The organism is Herbiconiux sp. UC225_62 (assembly GCF_042694625.1).
GTDB lineage: Bacteria > Actinomycetota > Actinomycetes > Actinomycetales > Microbacteriaceae > Herbiconiux.
Window position 1 is genome coordinate 2,979,999 of the sequence record NZ_CP170551.1, and the last position, 24,610, is coordinate 3,004,608.

A 24,610-nucleotide genomic window follows, 5' to 3' on the forward strand; every position below is an offset into this window, starting at 1 on the left:
TGGGAGAACGCCATGCGGGGACTGCATTCGGCATCCGCGGGCCGCCGCGCCCGTCGTCGGTTGCGCTTAAGCTCGAGACATGGATGGCGACAGGCAGGTGATCGAGCCGAGTCCGCCGATCCTGCACGTCGACATGGATGCGTTCTTCGCCTCGGTCGAACTGCTCTCGCATCCGGAGCTCCGCGGAAAACCGGTGATCGTCGGCGGGCACTCGCCCAGAGCGGTCGTGACCAGCGCAACCTACGAGGCGCGCGCGTTCGGAGTGCACTCGGCCATGCCGGTGGGCGCCGCCCTACGGCTGTGCCCGAAGGCGATCGTGCTCGAGCCGCACATGCACCTCTATCGCGAGGCGTCGCGCACCGTCATGGCGCTGTTCCGCGAGGTGACACCGCTGGTCGAGCCGCTGAGCATCGACGAGGCGTTCCTCGACGTGTCCGGCGCCCGGCGACTGCTCGGGGAGTCAGACCTCATCGCGGCGCGGCTCCGGGAGCGCGTGTTCGCCGAGACCGGGCTGCCCTGTTCGATCGGGGTGGCGCCCACGAAGTTCATGGCGAAGCTGGCGTCGGGGCGGGCCAAGCCCGACGGGATGCTCGTCATCCGGCCGTCGGAGGTGCTGGCGTACCTGCATCCGCTGCCCGTGCGCGCGCTCTGGGGTGTGGGCGGAAAGACGGCCGAGCAGCTCGAGCGGCTCGGGTTGCGCACGGTGGGCGACATCGCGGACACCCCGCTCGACGCACTGGTGCGGGCGGTGGGGGAGGCGACCGGGTCGAAGTTGCACGAACTCGCGCTCGGGATCGACACCCGATCGGTCGAGACGGTCAGCCAGGAGAAGAGCGTCGGTCACGAGCGCACCTTCGACGTCGACGAGCGCTCGCCCGAGGTGCTGCGCCGCGAGCTGCTGCACCAGTCGAACCGGGTGGCCGTGCGCTTGCGGTCGGCCGGGCTGATGGGCCGCACGGTGGCGCTCAAGCTGCGCTTCGCCGACTTCACCACCATCTCGCGGTCACGCACCCTCTCGGAGCCCACCGACCTCGGCAAGCGCATCTTCGACGAGGTGACGGCCATCTACGAGGCCGTGGGCGCGCGGGGCGAGGCCATCCGCTTGATCGGGGTGCGCGTGGAGCAGCTCTCCGAGGCGGGCTCCGCCGTGCATCAGCCGGCACTCTGGGCCGACGAGACCGTGCCGTCGGAGGGCTGGCGCGACGCCGAACTCACGATCGACCGTGTCACGGCCAAGTTCGGCACCGACTCGGTCCGCCCCGCCTCCCTCGTGAACGCCCCCAAGTCCGGCGAGACCGCCGACCGCAACGGCACCCGCCGCTGACCCGTCCCGCACTTTTCGCCCCCGTCCCGCCCCATCTCGGCGATTTTGGGACGGGACGGGGCAAGAAGTCCGGCTCAGGCGGGGTGGGAGACCGCGACGGAATGAGGGGGGAGGGTGGTGAGGTGGGCGGGGAGGGGCTCGCCTCGGAGCTGTTCGTGGGAGGCGAAGAGGGGTGTGCCGAAGCGGGGCGCGATCGTGGCCAGCTCGACCGGGGCGTCCGAGAGGTTCACGGCGAGCACGAGCGGCGGGCGCTCGAGCACGAGCCAGCGCGCCTCCTCGTCGTAGTCGACGCGCACGTCGGCGAGCCGCAGCGAGTCGCCGGGCGGCAGGGTGGCCCGGATGGCGGCGAGCGCGCGGTAGACCTCCAGCACGGCGTGGTGCTCCGGATGCTCCGGGTCGCCGATCTCGCTCCAGTCGAGCTTCGAGCGCTCGAAGGTCTCCGGGTCTTGCGGATCCGGCACCACCGCGGCATCCCAGCCCATCTTGGCGAACTCCGCGATGCGCCCCTCGGCCGTGGCTTTGCCGAGCTCGGGCTCCGGATGCGAGGTGAAGAACTGCCACGGGGTCGACGCCGCCCATTCCTCACCCATGAACAACATGGGCGTGAACGGACCGAGGAGCGTCAGCGCGGCGGCGATCGCGAGGTCGTCGGGCGAGAGCGTCGCCGTGAGCCGGTCGCCGACGGCGCGGTTGCCGATCTGGTCGTGGTTCTGCGACGCCACGACGAGCCGCCAGGGTGCGGTGCGGGTGCGGTCGAGTTCGACACCGTGCACCCGTTCGCGGAAGCTCGACCAGGTGCCGTCGTGGAAGAACCCGCGCGTCAGCACCTTCGCCAGTGCTCCGATCGAGTCGAAGTCGGCGTAGTAGCCGGTGGTCTCCCCGGTGAGGTTGACGTGGACCGCGTGATGGAAGTCGTCGCTCCACTGCCCGTCGAGGCCGTACCCTTCGTCGCGGTCGAGGAACATGACCGGGTCGTTGAGGTCGGATTCCGCGATCAGGGCGCGCTGGATTCCGGTCTCCGCCGACAGCTCGTCGACCGAGGCCGCGAGTTCGGCCAGCAGGTGCACCGGGCCGTGGTCGACGAGCGCGTGCACCGCATCCAGGCGGAGCCCGTCGACGTGGTAGTCGCCCAGCCACATCAGCGCGTCGTCGATGATGTACCGGCGCACCTCCGCCGAGCCCTCGTTGTCGAGGTTCACCGAGGTGCCCCAGGTGTTCTTCGAGGCGTCGTTGAGGTACGGGCCGAACAGGGGAAGGTAGTTGCCGCTGGGGCCGAGGTGGTTGTAGACGACGTCCTGGACGACGGCGAGACCGGCGGCGTGACAGGCGTCGACGAAGCGGCGGTACGCATCCGGCCCGCCGTAGCCTTCGTGCACCGTGAACCAGGCCACCCCGTCATAACCCCAGTTGTGCGTGCCGTTGAAGCCGTTGACCGGCAGCAGCTCGACATGGGTGACGCCGATCGAGCGCAGGTGGTCGAGGCGCGTGGCCGCGGCGTCGAGCGTGCCCTCGGGCGTGAAGCTGCCGATGTGCAGCTCGTAGATCTCGGCGCGGTCGATCGGGGAGCCGCGCCAGTCGCCGTCGTGCCAGGCGTAGTCGGAGGGATCGTCGGTACGCGAGAGACCGTGCACGCCGTGCGGTTGGCGGCGCGATCGTGGATCGGGGTACGGTCCGGCGCCGTCGAGCAGGTAGCCGTAGTCGAGCCCGGCCCGCCACTCCGGGGCGTCGGGGCCGGCGCGCCACCAGCCGTCGTCGGCGCGGGTCATCGGATGCGCGGTGCGCGGTCCGCTGCCCGTTCCGTCGGCCGCACCCGGGCTCGCATCGTCGCCGAGGATCAGCTCGACCCGTTCGGCGCGGGGTGCCCAGACGTCGAAATCGCGCTTCGTCATCGCTCGTCGATCCTCTCCAGCAATGCCACCGGGTAGCGCTCCAGCACGGCGGCGAGTCGCATCTCACGATCGGCGAAGATGCGGCCGGTGAACGCGTCCACGTAGCCGCTGCCCGACTCGGGCAGTTCGAGGGTGGTGTCGTCCCAACCGCCGTGGCGGGCGAGGCCGAGCGGAAGACGCGTCGCGATGGTCACCGCCCCGCCGCGGTCGAAGGCGAGCACGTGATCGGCGGCCGAGCCGCGCGCCACCAGTCCCTGATAGCCCGTGAACAGCTCGGGCCGGTCGCGGCGCACGTGCAGCGCCGTCGACACGACGAGCAGCTTGGCGGCGCCGGTCTCGTCGATCCCGGGAAGTTCGCCCGCTTCCTGGATGCCGAGCAGTTCGCCGCGTTCGTCGAAGTCGACGGGGCGCCGGTTGTCGGGGTCGACCAGGGACAGGTCCCAGAGCTCGGTGCCCTGGTAGACATCCGGAACCCCCGTCGTGGTGAGTTGCACGAGCTTCGCCGAGAGGGAGTTGCTCCAGCCCGCAGCCCGGATGGCGGCGAGCTGGCTCTCGAGCACGCCGCGCGCGATCGGATCGGTGAAGACCGCATCGACGGCCTGCGACATCCGCTCTTCGAACGCTTCGTCGGGGTCGAGCCAGTTGGTCGAGACGCCCGCCTCGCGCACGGCCTTCAAGGCGTAGGCCTGGGCGCGCTCGCGGGAGAGCGGCCAGGCGCCGAGGAGCGACTGCCAGAGCAGGTTCTCGAACGAGCCGTCGCCGAGGGGCAGCAGGCTGCGCAGCTTGGCGAGGCTTCCCGACCAGCCGTCGGGGATCTCGGAGAGCACCGAGATCCGCGCCCGCGTGTCTTCGGAGCGCTTGGTGTCGTGGGTCGAGAGCGTCGTCATCGAGTCGGGGGTGGTGTCGAGACGGCGGCGCTGCAGGGCATGGAACGCCGCGGGGTCGAGGCTGAACTGATCCGGATCCGCGCCCACCTCGGTGAGACTCGTGAGCCGGGTGAAGCGGTAGAACGCCGTGTCCTCGACGCCTTTGGCCATCACCATGCCCGACGTCTGCTGGAAGCGGATGCTCGGGGCCGTGCCCCTACGCCCCAGCACCTCGGCGGTCTCCACGAGCACCGCGTCGAGATCGGGACGGTTGTCGCGGGCGAGGGCGAGTGCGTGCTCGAGCTGCTCGCGGCCGTTCGGCAGGTAGGAGCGGTAGACGGGGAAGCAGGCCAGCAGCTCGGCGAGCGCATCCGCCAGCACGCTGCTCTCCGTGGGCGTCGGCAGGCCGCCCGCGCGGTCGATGTCGCGGGCGAGCCGCAGCACCTCGGCGCGCAGGATGCCGTCGGCGATGCCGCGCTTGGTGCCGTGGATGAGGGTGTGCCAGGCGTGGCGGGCGTAGGAGTGCGCGTCGTCGATGCCCTCGGTGCTGTCGGGGTCGCCGGTCGCGTCATCGCCCTCGTCGCCCCTCGGCAGGTCGGCGGGGCTCTGACCGAGCGAGGCCGCCAGCCGGGTGAGTCCTGGTTCGCCCGAGGGGTCGACGAACACCCGGTCGATGCCGGCCAGGGCGTCGTACCCCGTGGTGCCCGCTGAGGGCCAGTCGGGTTCGAGCGGCTCGTCGCCTTCGAGGATCTTCTCGATCAGGATGTAGGCGCCACCGGTCAGCTCCGACAGCCGCTCGATGTAGCCTCCCGGATCGGCGAGCCCGTCGGGATGGTCGACGCGCAGCCCGTCCACAAGCCCGTCGCGGAACCAGCGCCCGATCTCCGCGTGCGACTCGTCGAACACCCACGGCTCCTCCACCCGGATGGCGGCGAGCGACGACACCGCGAAGAAGCGGCGGTAGTTGAGCTCGGCGCTCTCGCGGCGCCAGTTCATCAGCTCGTAGTGCTGACGGTCGTGCACCGTGCGGGCGTCGGCTCCGTCGTCGGCCGTGCCGGGCGCGATCGGGTAGAGATGGTCGTAGTAGGCCAGAACGGATGCGCCGCCCGGCCCGTCGGGCTCGATCCGCAGGGCGTCGAGCGAGTCGTCGCCGAGCACCGGGATGCGGATGCGACCGCCTCCCGCGTCCCAGTCCACGTCGAACGCCTCGGCGTAGCGCGAGCCCTGCCCGTGAGTGAGCAGATCCCACCACCACGGGTTCGCCGACGGCGTCGCGACCCCGACATGGTTGGGCACGATGTCGACGAGCACCCCCAGCCCCGCCTCGTGCGCGGCATCCGAGAGGGCCTGCAGCCCCTCGGCGCCGCCGCGCGACTCGTCGATCCGTGAGTGATCGGTCACGTCGTACCCGTGCTGCGAGCCCTCTTCCGCCTGCAGCACGGGGGAGAGGTACACCCAGTCGACGCCGAGGCGCGACAGGTACGGCACGAGGCGCGCGGCATCCCAGAGGGTGAACTCGGGAGTGATCTGGAAACGATAGGTGGAGTGGGGGGTGCGCATCCGGGCCCTTTACGAAACGAACGGGATGGTCGGGGCGATCTGGCTCGAGGAATCGGCCTGCGCCGTCAGCGAAGCCGCCACCGAATGATCGGGTTCGACCTCCTGCTCCTTGTGCACGCGCAGCACCACCATCGAGCGGGCATCGACCGTCATCTCACTGGATGCGGCGAAGACCTGCGAGTCGGCGGCCTCGCCCGCGGTGTCGATCACGACATCCCACGAGTCCGAGTACTCGGCGCTGGGCAGAGTGAACACCTGCTCCTCGTCGTGGGCGTTGAAGTAGAGCAGGAAGTGCACGTCGGAGAGCGGATTGCCCCGCGCATCGCGGGCGCGGATGCCCTGTCCGTTGAGGAACACGCCCACCGAGCGGGAGAGGTTCGAGTCCCAGTCCTCGGGCTGCATCTCGCTCGCGTCCGAGTCGAGCCACACGATGTCGGGCAGGGGTTCGCCCTTGCCGCGCTTGACGGGCCGGCCGTCGAAGAAGCGGCTGCGGCGGAACGTCGGATGCTCCTTCCGCAGCCGGGCGACGGCCGCGGTGAACTCGATCAGCGGCTGGTCCTCGGAATCCCAGTGGATCCAGGTGAGCTCGGAGTCCTGCGCGTAGGTGTTGTTGTTGCCCTGCTGCGTGCGGCCGAGCTCGTCGCCGTGCAGCAGCATCGGAACGCCCTGGCTGAGGAGCAGGGTCGCGATGAAGTTGCGCTGCTGACGGGCGCGGAGGCCCAGCACCTTCGGGTCGTCGGTGGGGCCTTCGGCGCCGCTGTTCCAGGAGCGGTTGTGCGATTCGCCGTCGTTGTTGTCCTCACCGTTGGCGTCGTTGTGCTTCTCGTTGTAGGAGACGAGGTCGCGCAGCGTGAACCCGTCGTGCGCGGTGACGAAGTTGATGCTCGCCACCGGTCGTCGACCCGAGTGCTCGTAGAGGTCGGCACTGCCCGTGAAACGGTTCGCGAACTCGCCGAGGGTGCTCGGCTCGCCGCGCCAGAAGTCGCGCACGGTGTCGCGGTACTTCCCGTTCCACTCCGTCCACTGGGGCGGGAAGTTGCCCACCTGGTAGCCGCCGGGCCCGACATCCCAGGGCTCGGCGATCAGCTTCACCTGAGACACCACCGGGTCCTGCTGCACGAGCTCGAAGAAGGTCGACAGGCGGTCGACGTCGTAGAACTCGCGCGCCAGGGCACTCGCGAGGTCGAAACGGAAGCCGTCGACGTGCATCTCGGTCACCCAGTAGCGCAGCGAGTCCATGATCAGCTGCAGGGAGTGCGGATGCCGCACGTTCAGCGTGTTGCCGGTGCCGGTGTAGTCCATGTAGTACCGCATGTCGTCTTCCACCAGGCGGTAGTAGGCGGCGTTGTCGATGCCGCGGAACGACAGGGTCGGACCGAGGTGGTTGCCCTCGGCGGTGTGGTTGTAGACGACGTCGAGGATGACCTCGATGCCGGCTGCGTGCAGGGCCTTCACCATGCCCTTGAACTCCTGCACCTGCTGGCCGAGGTCGCCCGTGGCCGAGTAGGAGTTGTGCGGCGCGAAGAAGCCGATGGTGTTGTAGCCCCAGTAGTTGCTGAGGCCCTTGTCGAGCAGCACGCTGTCGTTGACGAACTGGTGCACGGGCATCAACTCGATGGCGGTGACGCCGAGCTTGGTCAGGTGCGCGATGACGGCCGGATGCGCGACGCCGGCATAGGTGCCCCGCTGCTCCTCGGGCACGTCGGGGTGCAGCTCGGTGAGCCCCTTCACGTGGGCCTCGTAGATGACGCTCTCGTTGTAGGGGATGCGCAGCTTGCGATCGCCCGCCCAGTCGAAGAAGGGGTTGATCACCACGCCGTAGGTCATGTGACCGGCGGAGTCCTCGTCGTTCCGCGAGTCGGGGTCGCCGAAGTTGTAGGAGAAGAGCGACTGGTCCCAGTCGATCTCGCCGCTCGTCGCCTTGGCGTACGGGTCGAGCAGCAGCTTGTTGGGATTGGCGCGGCATCCCTTCTCCGGGTCGTACACGCCGTGCACGCGGTAGCCGTAGCGCTGCCCGGGCTGCACTTGGGGGAGGTAGGCGTGCCAGACGTAGGCATCCACCTCCGCGAGTTCGATGCGGGTCTCGGTGCCGTCTCCGTCGAAGAGGCAGAGCTCCACTTTCTCGGCCGCCTCGCTGAAGAGGGCGAAGTTGGTGCCGCTCCCGTCGTAGGTGGCGCCGAGGGGGTAGGCCGATCCTGGCCACGATTGCATGTGTTCTCCTGTCGGGGTCTGTGCCCACGCTACCCGGAATCCCGATCGGCCCCATGGGGTTGCGGACTGGCCATCAAGACCTATCCCGCCGAGGACGATCGCGGTAGCGTTGGCGCATGGCGAACCTAGTGGAGACTCTCACCGACGCGACGCGCACCATCGGAGTCGGAGCCGCCTACGGCGACCCGGTCACGATCGACGGCGCGACCATCGTTCCCGTGGCCCTCGTGTGGTCGGGCTTCGGCGGCGGAAACGGCACCGCCTCCTCGCCCGGGGCCACCGTCGCGTCGTCGGACAAGCTGGGCGCGGGCGACGCCAACGGCGAGGGATTCGGCGGCGGGGGCGTCTCGATCCCCATCGGCGCGTATGTCACGCGCGACGGCGCAGCCGAGTTCCAGCCCAACATCATCTCCCTCCTCGCGGTCTCGATCCCGGTCATCATCACAGCCGGCTGGTCCCTCTCCCGCATCATCCGTTCCCTCAAGAAGTAACCCCCACCCCCTCACCCCTCCTCCTGGATTTTTTGCCCCCAACGGCCCTGAATCCACGGTTTTAGGGCGTCTGGGGGCAAGAACTTCGCCGGGGAGCGCCAGCCTCGGGTCCGGAGAGCGCGCGCGACGAGTTGCACGGCGGGGGCGGCCGCGCCGCGCATCTGCGGGTCTCGGATGCGTACGACGGCGAGTCCCAGGCGGTAGAGCTCGTCGATGCGGCTGATGTCCCTGTCGTACTGGGCCGCATCCGTGCGGTGCTGGTCGCCGTCGTACTCGACGACGACCCCCTGGTCGCGGTAGAACATGTCCACCCGGGCGGCGAGGGAGCCGTCCGCTCGCGGGATCTCGACGTTGAGCTCGGGCTCGGGCAGGCCTGCGCGCACCAGGGCCAGCCGGAGGAACGTCTCCTGCGGAGAATCCGCACCCTCCCGCACGTTGACGATCGCGCGGCGTGCCCGGGCGATTCCCCAGCAGCGCGACTCCTCGACCCGCGAGAGAAGGGTCTCCAGCTCGATGTGCGGATGTCGCCTCGCATCCTCTCGCGGAGGCACGCGCACGAGGTAGTCGCCCACCGCCACGAGGGCGTCATGGCCGAGCGTGGCCGCGAGGAGGAGCCACGTCGTCGCCGGATCACTCACCGGGAGGCCCGACCGCACGATGGAGCGCAGACCGGGGTCACTGAGCTGATGCCCGCGGACGAGAGCGCCGCGGGCCGCGCGCCCCGGAGCAGGGATCGACACGTGGACCGCCTCAGCCGGGCTCCACGAGCGGGGGAGCGGCGCATCCCAGATCCGTGCCGCCGTGACATGAGAGAAGTACTCGCCGGGTCTCAGAATCAGCGCGTAGGCGTTGCAGCGCCCCTCGAACGAAGCCCGATCCGACCCGGCGGAGCGGACGCCGCGGAACGGTCGGCTGAGGTCGGCCCCACGCATCCGCTTCTCTCCCACGCCGCTCGCACGCCCGTGCGCCACGGTGAACGAGTCGTGTCGTAATTCCGGGGGAAGCGCTGTTCGACGAGGCATGAGGCATCCTCTCTCCCTCGCAAGCCCCATCTCGAGTTATCCACAAATCCCCTCCCCACCTGCACCCCTGTGGATGAATTTCTTGCCCCGTCCCGCCCGAAAAGGGCGGATTTGGGGCGGGAGGGGGCAAGAACTTCTGGGGTGCGCGGGCCTATACTTGGGGGCACACGGGAGTCCGGTGAGCCGGGCTGAGAGGAAGGTTCTCAACCTTCGACCGTCGAACCTGATCTGGATCATGCCAGCGCAGGGAGGCATCTCAGGTTTCGGCGTGGTGGCCGTCCGCGGAGCGGACAGCACCTACGCCTGAGCCACCCGTGCCCCTTCCACCGAATGAAAGGGCACGTACAGTGCACACCACAACCGCAGCCCAGGCCGCATCCCGCACCCGCCCCAGCTATCGCTGGCGGGTCGTCGACATCGTCGTCGCCAGTGTCATCGGCGTCGCCTCCGGACTCATCTTCTGGCTCTGGAACCTCACCTACACACCCGTCAGCGCCCCGCTCGAAGCGCTCCTCCCCGGCGCCCAGTCGCTCGTCTACGGCTTCTGGCTGTTCGCGGGTGTGCTCGGCGGGCTCATCATCCGCAAGCCCGGAGCGGCTGTCTTCACCGAACTCGTCGCCGCCGTGGTCTCCGCACTCGTCGGCACCCAGTGGGGCGTCCTCACCCTCGTGTCGGGCATCGTGCAGGGGCTCGGCGCCGAGATCGTGTTCGCGATCTTCCTCTACGCGAACTACCGGGTCTACGTCGCGATCCTCGCCGGAGCGGGCGCCGGTCTCGCCATGGGAATCAACGACTCGATCCTCTGGTATGCCGGCAACGGCATGGACTTCAAGACCGTCTACGTCGTGTGCGGCGCCATCGGCGGAGCGGTCATCGCCGGCCTGCTGTCGTGGGTGGTGGTGCGAGCCCTGGCTCGCACCGGCGCGCTCAACCGCTTCGCCTCCGGGCGCGAGGTGACGGCGAGGGCGTAGCGGATGCCGCGGAGCCACGATCCGGCGACGCCGGCGCAGCCCCCTCCCGCCGGTCTCCGGGCCGCGGGCTGGGGCTGGCGGCACGCCGGGCGCTCCTCCTGGGCGGTTCGCGGACTCGATCTCGCGATCGAGCCGGGGGAGCGCGTGCTGTTGCTCGGCGCATCCGGAGCCGGCAAGTCCACGCTCATCCAAGCCTTCGCGGGCGTGCTCGGCGGCGCCGACGAGGGGGAGGAGGAGGGCACTCTCGAGGTCGCCGGCCTCGACCCCCGGCACACCCGCGGTCGCGTCGGCCTGGTCATGCAGGACCCCGACTCGCAGATCGTGCTCGCACGGGTGGGTGACGACGTGGCGTTCGGATGCGAGAACCTCGGTGTGCCGCGTCCGGAGATCTGGCAGCGGGTCGGCAGGGCACTGGGTGCGGTCGGTCTCGACCTCCCGCTCGGGCATCCCACCTCCGACCTCTCGGGCGGACAGAAGCAACGCGTGGCGCTCGCGGGGGTCGTCGCGATGCAGCCCGGCGTGCTGTTGCTCGACGAGCCCACGGCGAACCTCGACCCCGAGGGCGTCGTGGAAGTTCGGGACGCGGTCGCCGAGGTGGTGCGTCGGTCGGCCGCCACCTTCGTGGTGATCGAGCACCGCGTCGACATCTGGCTCGACGCCGTCGACCGCGTCGTCGTCCTGGCGCCCGGCGGGGGCGTGCTCGCCGACGGCGATCCCGCGACCGTCCTGGGCGCCCACGGCGAGGAGCTGGCGCGCAGCGGAGTCTGGGTGCCGGGACACGACCCGCTCGGCGGTCGTCCGGCGCGGCCGACGCGCGCCGCGCCGCACCGGCACGCTGGAGAGACGTGGCCGGTCGCCGGCGCGGATCGACGCAGCCGTGGCCCAGCGGAACGGGCGGATGCTCGCAGGGACGAGTCGGGGGCAAGCGCGAGTGCACGCGCGGCAGGCGCGGCGGTCGGTGTCGACACGGCCTCCCCAGGGGATCAGCGCAGCGGGGTGCTCCTCACTGCTCGTGGGCTCGACGTCGCGCGCGTCGAAGGCGCGACCGTGGCCCGCGGGATCGATCTCGAGCTGCGCGCCGGGCAGGCGACCGCCATCACCGGGCCCAACGGCGCCGGCAAGACCACCCTCGCGCTCACCCTGGCCGGCCTCATCCCGCCGGCCGGAGGCGTCCTCGAAGCGTCCGTCGAGTTGGCTGCCGGCACCCGCCCCAGCGGTCGCCGCCGCCGTGGCGCGTCGTCGCCCGACACCTCGCCGATGGCGTGGCGCTCGCGCGAGTTGCTCACGCGCATCGGGATGGTGTTCCAGGACCCCGAGCACCAGTTCGTCGCGGGCAGCGTGCGCGCCGAACTCGAGATCTCGCTCAAGGCCTTGAAGCTGTCCTCCGACCAGATCGAGGAGCGCGTCGCGGAGGTGGCGGGCCGCCTCCGTCTCGACGGACTCCTCAGCGCGAACCCCTACACGCTCTCGGGCGGTGAGAAGCGACGCCTGTCGGTCGCGTCGGCCCTGGTGGCCCGGCCGCGCATCCTCGTGCTCGACGAGCCGACCTTCGGGCAGGACTCCCGCACCTGGGCCGAGCTCGTGCGGCTCCTCGCCGAACAACTCGACCGCGGCACCGCCATCGTGGCCGTGACCCACGACCGCGCCTTCGTCGAGGCTCTGGCCGACCAGGAGATCGTGGTGGGCGCGAAGCGTCCCGTGGGGGCGGTGCGCCCATGACCGTCCTCTCCCCGCCCCGCGGCACCCGGCGCATCCACGCGGTCAACCCGGTGGCGAAGCTCGCGGCCTCACTCCTGCTCAGCGCGATCCTCCTGGTCACCATCGACTGGGTGTCCGCGGCCGTGGCGCTCGCCCTCGAGAGCGTGCTCTTCGTCTGGGCCGGACTCAGCCCGCGCGCCTTCTTCCGCCGCACCGCCGCGATCTGGATCGCCGCACCGCTGGCCGGACTGACGACCCTTCTCTACGGCGTCACCTCGGGGCAGGTCTACTGGCAGTTCTGGCTGATGGAGATCAGCGACGGCTCGATCTCCCTGGCCGTCGCGACGGTGCTGCGCATCCTCGCGATCGGCCTGCCGGCGGTGGTGCTCTTCGCCACGATCGACCCCACCGATCTCGCCGACGGGCTTGCGCAGGTCTGGCATCTGCCGAGCCGGTTCGTGCTCGGCGCCCTGGCCGGGATGCGCCTGATCGGCCTGTTCCTGCAGGACTGGCGCCAGCTCGAACTCGCCCGCCGGGCTCGCGGTCTCGGCGACTCCGGCCGGCTCCGGCGCTTCGCCGGCCAGGCGTTCGCCCTCCTCGTCCTCTCGATCCGGCGCGGCAGCAAGCTCGCCACGGCGATGGAGGCGCGCGGATTCGGGGGCGCGACGGAGCGCACCTGGGCACGCCCGTCGATCTTCGGCGCCCGCGAGTGGCTCCTCGTGGCGGCCGGTGCCGCCATCGGCGCGGTCGCCATCTCAGTCGCGATCGCGACCGGATCGTTCAACCTCATCGTCGGGTGAGCGGCGCCTTCGCATGACGGTGATCCTCATCGACGGCCCGAGCGGGTCCGGCAAGACCGAGCTGGCGCTCCGGATGCGCGACGGCTGGGTCGGCGCCGACGTGCCGGTTGTCGTGCACCTCGACGACGTCTATCCCGGCTGGGACGGCCTCGACGCCGCGAGCGAGCACATCCGGCTGCACCTCCTCGAGCCGCTGCGCGAGGGCCGACCTGCGCGCTGGCAGCGCTACGACTGGACCACGGGGGAACCAGCCGAGTGGCACCCGGTCGACCCGGCGCATCCGCTCATCATCGAGGGCTGCGGAGCGCTCACTCGGCACAATGCCGCTCTGGCCGATCTCACCGTCTGGGTCGAGACCGACGACGAGACCCGCAAGGCGCGTGCGATCGCTCGCGACGGCGAGCGGTACCTACGCGAATGGGATCGCTGGGACGCCCAGTGGCAGCTCTTCGTGCGCCGCGAAGGGCCTCGGGAACTCGCCACGATGATCGTGCCGACCTGAGGCGAGTTCTGACGCCCAGCGCCGAGGTCAGCCCTGGGTGCGCGACTCGATGAACGCCGAGATCACCGGCACCGGATTCGTCAGCCGCCACAACGGCCCCGGGTCGCCGATGCGCCGGTCGAGTTCGAGCAGCACGTTGACGTCGCCGTCGGGCGTGGTGACCGTGACGCTACCCACTTGCTCGCCCTGCGAACCGGTGCTGAGCGGTTTGGCGTCGACGCGGTAGTGCAGGGCCGAGGCGTCCCAGAGCATCCGCGACTCCGTGGCCATCGCCACGCCGTGCGCCGTCTCGCCCCAGGGTGTCGTGTAGGTCACGAAGGCCTGCCCCTCGGTCACGACGTCGGTCTGGGTGATCGTCCCCGCCGCCGAGGCGGCGAGGGCTTCGAGGTCGGCGTCGAGGGTGTCCCAATCGGGTTCGCGGATGAAGGCCCCGTAGACGGTCGCTTCGCCCGCGGCTGCTCCGGATGTCGCTGCCACCGGCACGGCCAGAGCGAACAGATAGCAGATACCGGCCTGATCGGTGTAGCTGCGTGAGACGCCGGTGTATCCGAGATCGGGAAGGTAGGCCGCGAGGTTGTCGACCCGGCGATTGCCCGGCAGCGTGATGTCGTCGGCATCGGAGGCCATGATCTCGGAGATCGAGGCCTCCGAGAACGCGAACGCGCTCACCCGCGCCAGATCGGATGCCGTGCCGAGGTCGTTCTCGTCCAGCCCGGTGGCGTCGACCACGGTGATGCCGGTGAGTCCCCGAGCGGTGAGCCAGGCTTGGGCCGCCTCGAGATAGGCGTCGATCGAACCGTAGGCCCAGCGCGCGAGGGTGTCGGCGTGGTTGTTGCTCGACCCGAGCAGCATCGCCTCCATCATCTCGCGCTGTGTCCAGTTCTCGCCCTGGGTCACCGCGACGGTGCGGGCGCTCTCCGCGACGTACTTCTGGTAGCCGTCGGCATCGGCCTTCGAGATCGCGATCGTGGGCCCTTGGCTGCCGGCGGCGAGCGGCTTGGCGGCCAGCACCACGAGGGCGGTGATGATCTTCGCCGATCCGCCCATCGGCACCGCCTCGGTGAGGCCGGCCGAGGCGATCACCGGAGTCGCCACGTCGGCCACGATCGCGCTCGCCCCGGTGGTGGGCAGGGTGGGGGTCACTGCCGCCGCAGTACCGCCCGCACTCTCGTCGACGGAGGCGTTCGCCGGGGGAAGCGGGCCCACGAGGGTCGCGGGACCGTAGAGTCCGAGCGCGAGGATCACGAACACGCCGAGCACGACGACGACGACCCGCACCGCCCTGCGCCCGACCGAAGTTGCCATGTGTCCAGGCTACGGGGGCGACCATACCCTCCCGGGTATCGACTCGGTTGCGAGTTGCTGTGGATCTGCCTAGCCCCAGCCCAGCTCATGCAGCTTCTCGTCGTCGATCCCGTAGTAGTGCGCGATCTCGTGCACCAGCGTGATGTGCACCTGGTCGCGCAGCTCGTCGACATCCGCGCAGATCGCCAGCAACGGCTCGCGGAAGACGGTGATGCGGTCGGGCAGCTCACCGAAGCCGTACTGGCCCCGCTCGGTGAGCGCCACGCCGTCGTAGAGGCCGAGGAGGTCGAGCGATCCGTCCTGCGGGCGATCCTCGACCACGAAGACGACGTTGTCGAGGCCGTCCATCATGTCGTCGGGCAGCCGGTCGAGTTCGTCGCCGACGAGCTCCTCGAAGGACTCCGCGTCCATCTCGACCATGAGCATCCTGCCGTTCGAACCGGGGCCGTGAAACGACGATGGCCCGGAATCATCCGGGCCATCGTCACTGCTGTTCAGCAGTCGTGGGGTGAATAACGGGACTCGAACCCGCGACATCCGGCACCACAAGCCAGCGCTCTACCAACTGAGCTATATCCACCATGTTCACCTCGCAATCGCGATTGCGTGGCAACGATAGAAGATTCTATTACATCCGCGAACCGAATTCGCGCACCACGTCGGCGGAGATGGATTTCAGCTCCGTGGACGTGGGCCCGGGCTCGGAGATGAACACCGCTTTGCGGTAGTACTCCAGCTCACGGATCGACTCCAGGATGTCGGCGAGAGCGCGGTGCCCGCCCGCCTTCTCCGGGGCGTTGAAGTAGACCCGGGGGAACCACCGGCGCGACAGCTCCTTGATGGAGGAGACATCGATGCTGCGGTAGTGCAGGTGTCCGTCGACCCGCGGCATGAACTTCGCGATGAACGCCCGATCGGTGCCGATCGTGTTGCCCGCGAGGGGTGCCTGCTGGGGCGTGGGCACGAACTTCAGGATGTATTCGAGCACCTGGTACTCGGCATCCGCGAGGCTGACTCCGTGCGGGATCTCCTCGGAGAGGCCGCTCGTCTCGTGCATCTTCGTGACGAAATCGTTCATGTTCGCCAAGGCGGAGTCGTCGGGCTTGATGACGATGCTGAAGCCCGGGTCGACCAGCGCGAGGTCGAAGTCGGTGATGACCACCGCCACCTCGACCAACTCGTCGACCTCGAGGTCCAGCCCGGTCATCTCGCAGTCGATCCAGACGAGACGGTCTGAGGAAGAGCTCATGAGCCGAGTCTAGCGGCGGCCTCGGACAGCGCGGCCCTCGTAGACTGGCGCCGATGATCACCACACTCGCCATCCTCCTGTTCGTCAACGCCGCGTGGAACGCCATCGTGTGGCCCCAGTTCTTCAAGCGGGTCAACCGCGACGAGCGCGCCCGCGACGCCTCCGGCAAGCCGACGCCGTTCCTCATCGTGCACGCGGTGCTGATCGGTATCTCCCTGCTCATCGCCGTCATCTCGGCGGTCATGGGCGTCGTCGCGCTCGTGAATCAGTAGTCCTTCTCAGAGGTACTTGCGATATATCTTGACCACGAATACTCTGAACAAAGTATTTGGAGGTGAGTATGTCGCGTCGAGTGATCTCCAACCCGCTCGCACTGGCCGTGCTGTCGTGCCTGTGGGAGCGACCGATGTACCCTTACGAGATCACCACCACCCTCCGAGAGCGGGGTAAAGAAGACAGCATCCGGCTGAACTTCGGTTCGCTCTACGCCGTCATCAAGTCGCTCGAGAAGCACGGTTTCATCGAGGAGGCCCGCTTCGAGCGGGAGGGCAACCGGCCGGAGCGCACGGTGTACGAGATCACCGAGGCCGGGCGCACCGAGACCACCGACTGGCTGCGCGAACTGCTCGAGACGCCGGCGAAGGAGTACCCCGCGATCGAGGCGGGGCTGTCGCTGATGGCCATCCTCCCGCCTCCCGAGGTGGCCGAACTCCTCCGCACCCGGGTCGCCGGGCTCACCGCCGACCTCGAGCACCGTGCCGCCCTCGCGGAGTCGCCCGAGGTGGCCGGGCTGCCCGAGATCTTCACGGTGGAGTTCGACTACAAGGTCGCGCTGATGCGCGCCGAACGCGACTTCATCGCCGCCTTCGCCGACCGCCTCGACCGGGGCGAGGTCGGCGGTCAATCCGTGTGGGCCCGGATGCACGAGATGCTCGCGCAGGGCCGGCCGGTCGACGAGGTGCAGGCTGTGCTCGCACCCCATCTCCCGGAGGGGGTCGGCGCCGGCAACCACGAGTAAGGGCATCGCCCACACGTCAACGGCGGTCCGGATGCGCCAACATCCGGACCGCCTGAACCCGAGTCGTCCGTTTCCGGACCTGCGTCAACAGCTGCCTCGAGGCTCTTCGCCATCGTACCCATGTGCACAGGACGCCTGCGCGTCGGTCTCCGCCCGACCCCGCGATCCCGCGGGTCGGGTGCCGGCCGGACGACTCCTCACCAGAAGGAGAACACCATGGCGAACACCACCGGAGCGCCGGCCCTCGAGGCCGCTGCGCTCACCAAGACCTATCGGGGAGGGCGCGGCAAACCGCCCGTCGCGGCTCTCGATGGGCTCACGTTCGAGGCCTCCGAGGGCACTGTCTTCGGCCTTCTCGGACCCAACGGGGCCGGTAAGTCGACCACCGTCAAGATCCTGTCCACGCTCTCGCGCGCCGATTCAGGACGCGCCTTCGTGGCCGGCATCGACGTCGCCGCGCGGCCCGACCGGGTGCGGCACACGATCGGATTCGTGGCCCAGAAACAGGTCTCCGACCCGATGGACACCGGGCGAGAGAACCTCGTGCTGGCCGGCCGACTGCAGGGCATGACGGGCGGCGACGCCAAGGCGCGTGCCCGTGACCTCCTGCAGCGCTTTTCCCTCGAGGAGGCGGGCGATCGCCTCGTCAAGACCTACTCGGGCGGGATGGCGCGCAAGCTCGACGTGGCGATCGGCCTGATGCACCGTCCCGCGGTGCTCTTCCTCGACGAGCCGACCACCGGGCTCGATCCGGAGGCGCGGGCCGAGATGTGGTCAGAGATCGAGCGGATGTCGGCCGAGGAACGGATGACCGTGCTGCTCACCACGCACTACCTCGAGGAGGCCGACCGGCTGGCCTCGCGGCTCGCGATCGTGGATCACGGCCGGGTGGTGGCATCCGGAACCCCCGAGGAACTGAAGAACGAGTTGCGAGGCGACACCGTCGTGCTCGACCTGCGCCACGAGTCGGATGCGCCGGCGGCGGCGGCCGCGCTGGCGCGCCTCGACGCGCTGCGCGAGGTCGCCGCCTCGGGCACCATGGTGCGGGCCCGCGCCGATGCGGGCGCGAGCGCTCTGCCACTCGCGCTGGCCCTCCTGGATGACGCGGGCATCCGTGTCGCGTCGGCCACCGTCGCGCGGCCGAGCCTCGACGACGTGTACCTCAGCCACACCGGGCGCACGTTCGCCCGCGCGCAAGGGGAGGAGCTGTGATGACCTTCTTCACCCACACCGCCTACCTCACGGGCCGCCAGCTGCGCGCCTTCTGGCGCATGCCGGCCTTCCTCGTGATGAACCTCATCCAGCCCGTCATCTGGCTGCTCTTGTTCGGGCAGCTGTTCAAAGCGGTCATCGAGATCCCGGGATTCGGCGCCGGCGGCACCTACCTGGAGTTCTTGACGCCCGGCATCGTGATGATGATGGCGCTGTTCGGCAGCGCCTGGGCGGGCACCGTCCACATCCAGGACATGGATCGCGGGGTGATGGACCGGTTCCTCACCTCGCCCACCAGCCGAGGAGCGCTCATCGTCTCGACGATCGTGTACCAGGGAATCCTCGCGGTGGTGCAGTCACTGCTCGTGCTGCTGATCGCGTGGCTCGCGGGCGCCCGGTTCGCCGGGGGAGTGCTCGGCGTCGTGGTGCTCCTCGTGGCCGTGGTGCTGTTGACGGCGGTGTTCGCGGCATTCTCGAACGCGATCGCGCTGCTGGCACGGCAGCAGACCGCGCTCATCGGCATCTCGCAGCTGATCTCGTTCCCGCTGATGTTCCTCAGCTCCGCCATCATGAACACGACGTTGTCCCCGCAGTGGGTTCAGGACGTCGCGCGCTACAACCCCTTCGAATGGGCGGTGGTCGTCGGCCGCTCGGCGCTCTCCGACGCGCCGGACTGGGCGTCGATCTGGCTGCACCTGGGGCTGCTCGCCGCTCTCGCGGTGGTGATGGCGTGGTTGGCGACGCGGGCCTTCCGCACCTACCAGCGGAGCGCCTGACCCGCGACTGTCGTTCATCCGCAGGGTTTCGCGAAACAGCCACTGCGCATATCGCGAGAACCTGCGGATGAACGCGCATTGCGGGTGCCCCTGGCTGGATTCGAACCAGCGACAAACGGATTAGAAGGCCGGTGCTCTATCCACTGAGCTACAGGGGCGACCCAGAAAGCGTACTACGCAGCGCCCGGCGCCTCGTGTGAGGCGGCCGGGCGCTGCGTCGTACGACTCGATCTGGCCTGTGGTCAGTCGGTGGAGCGCGGCGGGAAGGCGTGCACGGGAGGCGGGATCTCGCCCGAGGCGCGCGCTTCGTCAGGGTCGACCGTGTACTCGGGGTCGGCGACGGGAGTCTGCGCACCCGGAGCGACCCCGCGGGTGCCGTTGCCCGATGCCACCTGCTGCACGGTGGGGCGCGGTTCGTGCGTGGGAGGCAGCGGAGCGGCCGGCGCGATGACGGCGGTCGAGGCGCCGGAGGCGAACGAGGGCGAACCGTAACTCGCGGCACCCGATCCATAGCTGACGGGTTCGGGTGCGGATGTCGCCCCCGACGTCGTCGAGGCGGCGCCCACGGCCTCGGTGCCGGCGTACTGGGCGTGATGCTGCTGGGCCACCCAGGCATCCTGCTGGGCGAGCAGTTCGCGCTGCGTCGACGCGTCTTCGGCGGCCCAGCGCTCCAGATCGCTCTGGAAGACCCGCTTCGCGCGGCCCGGACGCTGCTGCCACTCGATCAGGCGGTCGCGGAACTCGAACACGGCCGGCTCGACCTGGTAGCCGAAGGTGGCCGACTCGCGCTTCATCTCGGCGAGGGCGTGCGCGGCCCAGTTCGCCGCGACATCCGCTCCCTTGATCGGCAGCAGGCGCACCTGGATGTCGGCCTGGCCGGTGGCGCGATCGGAGAGGATCTGCTCCTGCGGGGTGAGCGAGTTCCAGACCGAGGCCTGCTCGGCGGCGTCGATGAGCGACGCGATGGCCGAGATCTTGAGCTCACGGTCGTGCTTGGCGAGCAGACGCTTGACGGAGCCGTGCGCGATCCACGCGGCGAGCAGCCCGGCGACGATGATCGCGACCGCGGGCAAGACGATGTCGGAGACGACGAACTCTCCCGAGGGAGAAGTCAGCCACCGGACGAATGCATTCCACCATTCCATGAGCCGCACACTACCCCGCGGTTTTCGGATGACTGCGGCGACGAGCCGGTGTCGCCCGAACTGGTGTCACGGGCGGGCGTCGGGAGCCGATCAACGCAGGCACTCCGCGGCCTCGTCTCGACCACCGAACTCGCCGATGGGCACGAGCCGGAGCGGTGGGTGCAGCCGTGTCGCGCGGTAACGGAGCACGCCCTCCGACTCCATCTCCTCGACGTAGCCGAGGACGATGCCGGAGGGAGCGGTGACGCGCCAGTAGCCCTCGCGCACGCGACGGAGCTCCGGGCGGTTCAGGATCGGTGTCGTGGTGGTCATGATCCGACGGTAGGTGCACCCACCGACATCGGGCACGTGCTGCCGCCGTAGAATCGGGGGTATGGAAACCTTCGTTCTCGCAGGAGGCTGCTTCTGGTGCCTCGACGCGGTCTACCGCACCCTCGAGGGTGTCGACGACGTCGTCTCGGGGTACACCGGCGGCACCGTCCCGAACCCCAGTTACGAGCTGGTCTGCACCGGCACCACCGGCCACGCCGAAGCGGTCGAGGTGCGCTTCGACCCGGCCGTGATCCCGGCCGACATCATCCTCGACGTCTTCTTCACCCTGCACGACCCGCGGCAGCTGAATCGCCAGGGCAACGACATCGGCACGCAGTACCGTTCGGCCATGTTCTACCAGGGCGAGGAGCAGAAGGCGCTGTTCGAGGCGGCGCTCGTACGCGCCGACGAGCTGTGGGACGGCGGGATCGTCACGACGCTGGAGCCCCTGGGCGAGTTCTACCGGGCCGAGGAGTACCACCAGGACTTCTTCGCGAAGAACCCGGGTCAGGGCTACTGCATGGCGGTCGCACTGCCGAAGGTCTCGAAGGTGCGGAAGGCCTACGCGGGCTACATCAAGGCGGCCTGACCTCTCCACCACAATCTCCGACGGCCGAGGCCCTGTACACAGATGCAGGCCTCGGCCGTTCTCCGTCCCCGCTCCCTGCGCACAATCGGGTGGTCACAACGACCGCAGATCACCGATCACCGATTCGCAAGGAGCACAGGATGCCCGACCACTTGACCCTCACCGGCGTCGTCGCCACATCGCCTCGGCACATCACCACCAACTCGGGGCTCGACATCACGAGTTTCCGTCTCGCCTCGGGTCAGCGCCGCTTCGATCGCGAGCAGAAGAAGTGGGTCGACGCCGAGACGAATTGGTACACCGTCACCACTTTCCGCCAGCTCGCCCTCAACGTCGTCGGCTCGATCGAGCGCGGGCAGCACGTCGTGGTCACCGGCCGGCTGCGCATCCGTGCGTGGGAGAACGGGGAGAAGTCCGGCACCACCATCGAACTGGAGGCCGAAGCGGCGGGGCACGACCTCAGCTGGGGCACGTCGGCGTACACGAAGACCGTCTTCGCCGGGTCGTCCGGTGATGCGACGGGTTCTCCGGGCGGCGGGTTCCTTCCCCCTGAGGCGCTGGGCGGGCCCGGGCTCGCGCAGGCGGGCTGGGCGCCTCCGCTCCTGGGCGGTGCCACACCGGATGCCGGGGGTGAGGCGACCGGATCGGGTGCAGACGGGGTCGCCGGGGAGGGGGACGGTGTCGCGGAGGGCGCCGATACCGAGGTCGGCGATCCGGAGGCATCGGGAAGCCTGCTCGTTCCCTTCTGAGCGTCGGCGCCGCCGGGCCCGCTCTGAGCGTCGGCGCCGCCGGTCTTCCGAGCAGCGCATTGCCGGGGGCCGACGCGCTGATCACGAGGTGGAGGTCTCACAGCCGGATCGCGCGCCGACCGCATAAACTCGTGCACGGCCCGCGGGCCGTGGCATGGGGCACCGCGAACGAGAGGACATTGCGAGCGATGCACACGAAACGAGGCGCACGCGCACTCGACAGCAGTCGGATTCGGCCCCGCTACGGGAAGACCCGGCGCAGCGCCGCGCTCGCCGTGATCCCCGTGGCTGTGTCGATGCTCCTGGCGGCCTGCACCGGTGGTGCTCCGGCGCCGTCCGGCTCCGGAACCCCGACTCCGCCACCGAGCGCGACGTCGACGGCCACCGGCACCCCCACGGCGCCGGCCGGCCAGCTGAACCCGGAGGGGTCGGCCGCCGACAACCAGGCCTTCTTCGACTCGGTCAACCAGGCGCTCATCGCGTCCAACCCGGCGGCCGGCGGCGTCGACTTCACGAGCAATCTGCGCACGAACGGATTCGACATCGCGGCGATGCAGGTCACGCCCGACACCACGACCGTCGGGGTCGCGGCCGACTCCATCCAGTTCTCGGTGCACTGGGGCGACGACTGCCTGATCGGGCAGTACGGGCAGGGTCATTACAAGAGCATCGTGGCGCCGGCCCTCGGCACGGGCGCGTGCCTGGTGGGTCAGACCCGCGCCATAGACTGGTAACCATGGCCGAATACATTTACTCGATGGTGCGCGCCCGCAAAGCGGTGGGCGACAAGCTGATCCTCGACGACGTCACGATGGCGTTCCTTCCGGGGGCGAAGATCGGTGTGGTCGGCCCGAACGGTGCGGGAAAGTCCACGATCCTGAAGATCATGGCGGGTCTGGACACGCCGTCGAACGGCGAGGCCAAGCTCACGCCGGGTTACACGGTCGGCATCCTGATGCAGGAGCCGGAGCTCGACGAGTCGAAGACCGTGCTCGAGAACGTGCAGGAAGGCGTCGGCCCGATCAAGGGCAAGATCGACCGCTTCAACGAGATCAGCGCCGAGATGGCCGAGCCCGACGCCGACTTCGACACGCTGCTCGCCGAGATGGGCACCCTGCAGGAGGAGATCGACGCGGCTGACGCGTGGGATCTCGACTCCCAGCTCGAGCAGGCCATGGATGCGCTGCGCACGCCCCCGGGCGACGCCACGGTCGCGAACCTCTCCGGCGGAGAGAAGCGCCGCGTCGCACTCTGCAAGCTGCTGCTGCAGAAGCCCGACCTGCTGCTGCTCGACGAGCCCACGAACCACCTCGACGCCGAGAGCGTCGCCTGGCTCGAGCAGCACCTGTCGAAGTACCCCGGCGCCGTGCTCGCCGTGACCCACGACCGGTACTTCCTCGACCACGTGGCCGAGTGGATCGCCGAGGTCGACCGCGGTCGCCTCTACCCCTACGAGGGCAACTACTCCACCTACCTCGAGAAGAAGCGCGAGCGCCTCGAAGTCCAGGGCAAGAAGGACGCGAAGCTCGCCAAGCGGCTCTCCGAAGAGCTCGACTGGGTGCGCAGCAACGCCAAGGGCCGTCAGGCGAAGTCGAAGGCCCGTCTCGCCCGCTACGAGGAGATGGCCACCGAGGCCGAGCGCACCCGCAAGCTCGACTTCGAGGAGATCGTGATCCCGGTGGGGCCGCGCCTCGGCTCCCAGGTCATCGACGCCAAGAAGCTGCACAAGGCCTTCGGTGAGCGCGTGCTGATCGACGACCTGAGCTTCACACTGCCGCGCAACGGCATCGTCGGCGTCATCGGCCCGAACGGCGTCGGCAAGACCACGCTCTTCAAGACGATCGTGGGCCTCGAGCCCCTCGATGGCGGAGACCTGAAGATCGGCGAGACGGTCGACATCTCCTACGTCGACCAGAGCCGCGGCGGCATCGATCCGCAGAAGTCGCTCTGGGAGGTCGTCTCCGACGGTCAGGATTACATCCAGGTCGGTAAGACCGAGATTCCGTCGCGCGCCTACGTGTCGACGTTCGGCTTCAAGGGTCCCGACCAGCAGAAGCGGGCCGGAGTGCTCTCGGGCGGTGAGCGCAACCGCTTGAACCTCGCGCTCACGCTCAAGCAGGGCGGCAACCTGCTCCTGCTCGACGAGCCCACCAACGACCTCGACGTGGAGACCCTCGGCAGCCTGGAGAACGCCCTGCTCGAGTTCCCCGGATGCGCGGTGGTCATCACGCATGACCGGTGGTTCCTCGACCGCATCGCCACGCACATCCTCGCCTACGAGGGCACCGAGGACGACCCGGCGAACTGGTACTGGTTCGAGGGCAACTTCGAGGCCTACGAGGAGAACAAGATCGAGCGCCTCGGGCCCGACGCCGCGAAGCCGCACCGCTCCGCCTACCGGAAGCTCACGCGCGACTAGTCGCGACATCCGCTCCGCCATGCGACTGCACGTTCCGATCCAGCTGCGCTGGAGCGACCTCGACGCCTACGGGCACGTCAACAACGCCTCGATGCTGAAGATCCTCGAGGAGGCGCGCGTCTTCGCCTTCTGGGTCGACGGCGACCTCGCCGACCCCTCCCAGGCGGAATGGACGACGGCGGTCATCGATGCGAGTCCCACCACGCGCACGAAGAGCGTCATCTCGCGGCAGGAGATCGAGTACGTTCGGTCGATGCCGTACATCCGGCAACCGATCGACGTCGAACTCTGGATCGGGCACCTGGGCGGCGCCAGCCTCGACGTGTACTACGAGCTCAAGAGTCCTCTGGCCACCCCGCCGCAGGTCACCTACGTGAAGGCGTCGACCACGCTCGTGCTGGTCGACGCCGACACCGAGCGGCCCCGACGCATCCTGCCGCACGAGCGCGAGGCCTGGGAGCCCTATCTCGACGAGCCGCTCACCTTCCGCCGCCGCAGCTGA

The 24,610-nt window shown here is 69.3% G+C and carries 24 protein-coding genes, 2 tRNA genes and 1 riboswitch; of the genes, 15 read left to right on the plus strand and 11 right to left on the minus strand.

Annotated features, from left to right (window positions below):
- Positions 1-79: 79 nt before the first annotated feature.
- Positions 80-1,324: a DNA polymerase IV gene (locus ACFJGU_RS14495; RefSeq protein ID WP_382304203.1), complete on the plus strand. Its 1,245-nt coding sequence runs from the start codon at positions 80-82 to the stop codon at positions 1,322-1,324.
- Positions 1,325-1,398: 74 nt separating this feature from the next.
- On the opposite strand, the gene treZ is transcribed toward ACFJGU_RS14495, so the two are convergent.
- Genes treZ through glgX form a run of 3 tightly spaced genes read right to left on the minus strand, consistent with a single transcriptional unit; the run spans position 1,399 to position 7,850 of the window.
- The gene (treZ, locus tag ACFJGU_RS14500) at positions 1,399-3,213 is read right to left on the minus strand and encodes a malto-oligosyltrehalose trehalohydrolase (protein ID WP_382304204.1); all 1,815 of its coding nucleotides are present in this window, start codon (positions 3,211-3,213) and stop codon (positions 1,399-1,401) included.
- Positions 3,210-5,639 (minus strand): malto-oligosyltrehalose synthase, encoded by a 2,430-nt coding sequence (locus ACFJGU_RS14505; RefSeq protein WP_382304205.1) that lies wholly within the window; start codon positions 5,637-5,639, stop codon positions 3,210-3,212. The genes treZ and ACFJGU_RS14505 overlap by 4 nt, the downstream gene beginning before the upstream one ends.
- A gap of 9 nt (positions 5,640-5,648) precedes the next feature.
- Positions 5,649-7,850, minus strand: coding sequence for a glycogen debranching protein GlgX (glgX, locus tag ACFJGU_RS14510; protein WP_382304206.1), 2,202 nt, complete (start codon positions 7,848-7,850; stop codon positions 5,649-5,651).
- A 116-nt stretch (positions 7,851-7,966) separates the two neighbouring features.
- On the opposite strand from glgX, the gene ACFJGU_RS14515 reads away from it, so the two are divergent.
- Positions 7,967-8,341, plus strand: coding sequence for a hypothetical protein (locus ACFJGU_RS14515; RefSeq protein WP_382304207.1), 375 nt, complete (start codon positions 7,967-7,969; stop codon positions 8,339-8,341).
- An 11-nt stretch (positions 8,342-8,352) separates the two neighbouring features.
- Here the strand turns inward: ACFJGU_RS14515 and ACFJGU_RS14520 are convergent, their stop codons facing one another.
- Positions 8,353-9,363: a hypothetical protein gene (locus ACFJGU_RS14520; protein WP_382304208.1), complete on the minus strand. Its 1,011-nt coding sequence runs from the start codon at positions 9,361-9,363 to the stop codon at positions 8,353-8,355.
- Between the two features lie 157 nt (positions 9,364-9,520).
- A riboswitch (TPP riboswitch) is annotated at positions 9,521-9,631 on the plus strand.
- Positions 9,632-9,710: 79 nt separating this feature from the next.
- On the opposite strand from ACFJGU_RS14520, the gene ACFJGU_RS14525 reads away from it, so the two are divergent.
- From ACFJGU_RS14525 to ACFJGU_RS14540, 4 genes are read left to right on the plus strand one after another with little or no spacing between them, the layout of a single operon-like run.
- Positions 9,711-10,334, plus strand: a complete 624-nt coding sequence (locus ACFJGU_RS14525; RefSeq protein WP_382304209.1) for an ECF transporter S component — start codon at positions 9,711-9,713, stop codon at positions 10,332-10,334.
- Positions 10,335-10,337: 3 nt separating this feature from the next.
- Complete coding sequence (locus ACFJGU_RS14530; RefSeq protein WP_382304210.1) at positions 10,338-12,053, plus strand: ABC transporter ATP-binding protein; 1,716 nt, start codon at positions 10,338-10,340, stop codon at positions 12,051-12,053.
- Positions 12,050-12,832: an energy-coupling factor transporter transmembrane component T family protein gene (locus ACFJGU_RS14535; protein WP_382304211.1), complete on the plus strand. Its 783-nt coding sequence runs from the start codon at positions 12,050-12,052 to the stop codon at positions 12,830-12,832. The genes ACFJGU_RS14530 and ACFJGU_RS14535 overlap by 4 nt, the downstream gene beginning before the upstream one ends.
- A gap of 13 nt (positions 12,833-12,845) precedes the next feature.
- Positions 12,846-13,334, plus strand: a complete 489-nt coding sequence (locus tag ACFJGU_RS14540) for an ATP-binding protein (protein WP_382304212.1) — start codon at positions 12,846-12,848, stop codon at positions 13,332-13,334.
- Between the two features lie 27 nt (positions 13,335-13,361).
- On the opposite strand, the gene ACFJGU_RS14545 is transcribed toward ACFJGU_RS14540, so the two are convergent.
- The 4 genes from ACFJGU_RS14545 to orn form a co-directional block, all read right to left on the minus strand.
- Positions 13,362-14,639, minus strand: a complete 1,278-nt coding sequence (locus ACFJGU_RS14545; protein WP_382304213.1) for a hypothetical protein — start codon at positions 14,637-14,639, stop codon at positions 13,362-13,364.
- Between the two features lie 69 nt (positions 14,640-14,708).
- On the minus strand, positions 14,709-15,059 hold the full coding sequence (locus ACFJGU_RS14550; RefSeq protein ID WP_382304214.1) for a metallopeptidase family protein: 351 nt from the start codon (positions 15,057-15,059) through the stop codon (positions 14,709-14,711).
- Between the two features lie 84 nt (positions 15,060-15,143).
- Positions 15,144-15,219 (minus strand) — tRNA-His (locus ACFJGU_RS14555).
- A gap of 48 nt (positions 15,220-15,267) precedes the next feature.
- Entirely contained in the window at positions 15,268-15,888 is a 621-nt protein-coding gene (orn, locus tag ACFJGU_RS14560; protein WP_382304215.1) for an oligoribonuclease, read from the minus strand.
- A 53-nt stretch (positions 15,889-15,941) separates the two neighbouring features.
- Between orn and ACFJGU_RS14565 the strand changes: the two genes are divergently transcribed.
- From ACFJGU_RS14565 to ACFJGU_RS14580, 4 genes are all read left to right on the plus strand, one after another.
- Positions 15,942-16,160, plus strand: a complete 219-nt coding sequence (locus ACFJGU_RS14565; protein ID WP_382304216.1) for an SCO4848 family membrane protein — start codon at positions 15,942-15,944, stop codon at positions 16,158-16,160.
- Positions 16,161-16,228: 68 nt separating this feature from the next.
- Positions 16,229-16,906, plus strand: coding sequence for a PadR family transcriptional regulator (locus ACFJGU_RS14570; protein WP_382304217.1), 678 nt, complete (start codon positions 16,229-16,231; stop codon positions 16,904-16,906).
- A 216-nt stretch (positions 16,907-17,122) separates the two neighbouring features.
- Positions 17,123-18,118 (plus strand): ATP-binding cassette domain-containing protein, encoded by a 996-nt coding sequence (locus ACFJGU_RS14575; RefSeq protein ID WP_382304218.1) that lies wholly within the window; start codon positions 17,123-17,125, stop codon positions 18,116-18,118.
- On the plus strand, positions 18,118-18,894 hold the full coding sequence (locus tag ACFJGU_RS14580) for an ABC transporter permease (protein ID WP_382304219.1): 777 nt from the start codon (positions 18,118-18,120) through the stop codon (positions 18,892-18,894). The genes ACFJGU_RS14575 and ACFJGU_RS14580 overlap by 1 nt, the downstream gene beginning before the upstream one ends.
- Positions 18,895-18,979: 85 nt before the next feature.
- On the opposite strand, the gene ACFJGU_RS14585 is transcribed toward ACFJGU_RS14580, so the two are convergent.
- The 3 genes from ACFJGU_RS14585 to ACFJGU_RS14595 form a co-directional block, all read right to left on the minus strand.
- A tRNA-Arg gene (locus ACFJGU_RS14585) sits at positions 18,980-19,052 on the minus strand.
- Positions 19,053-19,136: 84 nt separating this feature from the next.
- The gene (locus tag ACFJGU_RS14590) at positions 19,137-20,039 is read right to left on the minus strand and encodes a hypothetical protein (RefSeq protein ID WP_382304220.1); all 903 of its coding nucleotides are present in this window, start codon (positions 20,037-20,039) and stop codon (positions 19,137-19,139) included.
- 90 nt (positions 20,040-20,129) lie between these two features.
- The gene (locus ACFJGU_RS14595; RefSeq protein ID WP_382304221.1) at positions 20,130-20,351 is read right to left on the minus strand and encodes a hypothetical protein; all 222 of its coding nucleotides are present in this window, start codon (positions 20,349-20,351) and stop codon (positions 20,130-20,132) included.
- Positions 20,352-20,412: 61 nt separating this feature from the next.
- On the opposite strand from ACFJGU_RS14595, the gene msrA reads away from it, so the two are divergent.
- From msrA to ACFJGU_RS14620, 5 genes are all read left to right on the plus strand, one after another.
- Entirely contained in the window at positions 20,413-20,940 is a 528-nt protein-coding gene (gene msrA, locus ACFJGU_RS14600; protein ID WP_382304222.1) for a peptide-methionine (S)-S-oxide reductase MsrA, read from the plus strand.
- Positions 20,941-21,080: 140 nt separating this feature from the next.
- Positions 21,081-21,689, plus strand: coding sequence for a single-stranded DNA-binding protein (locus ACFJGU_RS14605; RefSeq protein ID WP_382304223.1), 609 nt, complete (start codon positions 21,081-21,083; stop codon positions 21,687-21,689).
- A gap of 188 nt (positions 21,690-21,877) precedes the next feature.
- Positions 21,878-22,423 carry a DUF6993 domain-containing protein gene (locus tag ACFJGU_RS14610; protein ID WP_382304224.1) on the plus strand — a complete coding sequence of 182 codons (546 nt, stop codon included), beginning with the start codon at positions 21,878-21,880 and terminating at the stop codon, positions 22,421-22,423.
- Positions 22,424-22,425: 2 nt separating this feature from the next.
- Positions 22,426-24,108 carry an energy-dependent translational throttle protein EttA gene (gene ettA, locus ACFJGU_RS14615; RefSeq protein WP_092555358.1) on the plus strand — a complete coding sequence of 561 codons (1,683 nt, stop codon included), beginning with the start codon at positions 22,426-22,428 and terminating at the stop codon, positions 24,106-24,108.
- Between the two features lie 19 nt (positions 24,109-24,127).
- A complete protein-coding gene (locus ACFJGU_RS14620; protein ID WP_382304225.1) occupies positions 24,128-24,610 on the plus strand; it encodes an acyl-CoA thioesterase in 483 nt (160 codons plus the stop codon).